The organism is Paenisporosarcina sp. TG20 (genome assembly GCF_000286315.1).
Lineage (GTDB): Bacteria > Bacillota > Bacilli > Bacillales_A > Planococcaceae > Paenisporosarcina.
In genome coordinates this window covers 1-956 of the sequence record NZ_ALJG01000046.1, presented here as the reverse complement: position 1 = coordinate 956, position 956 = coordinate 1, and the positions used below count along the sequence as shown (strand labels likewise).

Below are 956 nucleotides of genomic sequence, written 5' to 3'. Positions count from 1 at the left end.
GAATCCGTGATGATTTAATCGAAAAATACTTCTGAAGAAGTCTTGAACCTTGGTATAATTGGGTTATCAATCTTTTTTGATTGAAATTCTTTCCTCACCCGGTAGGTGCAAAAAATGATTAAATTTACATTAGAGAATTCCGACGAAACTTTAACTACTCATTCAGGTCTGAGTTTAGTTGGATTATTGATTTCAAAGACTAAACTACATAATCGGTTTACTAAAATAAAAGTGCCAGATATTCGTTCTTTTCCTAACATTCAAAATGGAGATGTTATTAACTCTTACATAGGGCTACTAGCCCAAAGTAAAAATGATTTTGAATACATTGAAGGTTTTCGAAATGATCCATTTTTCCCTATTGCGTTGGGAATAGGTGAAGTCCCTTCAAGTGCAACTCTACGTCAACGACTAGACCAAATTGCGAAGGTGGATGACTGGAAATCAACGATATTAGAAGAGTCGGTGGTGCTACTTCAACAATTTGACTCTCCAGTGACACCTCTTACAATTAAAGCGAACGGTACAGAGGAAATACTAATTGTGCCACTCGATATAGATGTCTCTCCTTTTGATAACTCAAGAACCAAGAAGGAAGGCGTAAGCCGTACCTATAAAGGTTGCGATGGATATGCACCCATTTTCGCGTATCTTGGTCAAGAGGGGTACGTTGTCAATACAGATTTACGAGAAGGCAGCACGCATGTTCAAAATGGAACAGTCTCTTTCCTAAGAGAAAGTATTCGTTATGCTAAACGAATAACCGACCTCCCTCTACTGGTTCGAATGGATGGGGGAAATGACTCTGCAGACAACATTGGGATTTGTATAAATGAAGACTCTGGGTTTATCATCAAACGAAATCCGCGTCGAGAAAAACCGGAAACTTGGTTAGCTATTGCAGAACAAAAGGAAGAGTGTGTTCAAGAACGGGAAGGGAAACGTGTTTTTTATGG

General features: G+C 38.7%; 1 protein-coding gene. It reads left to right on the top strand.

Annotation, left to right across the window (positions count from 1 at the left end; genetic code table 11):
• Positions 1-114: 114 nt before the first annotated feature.
• A partial coding sequence (locus B371_RS0100230) for an IS1380 family transposase (protein ID WP_019412366.1) occupies positions 115-956 on the top strand: 842 nt, incomplete at its 3' end.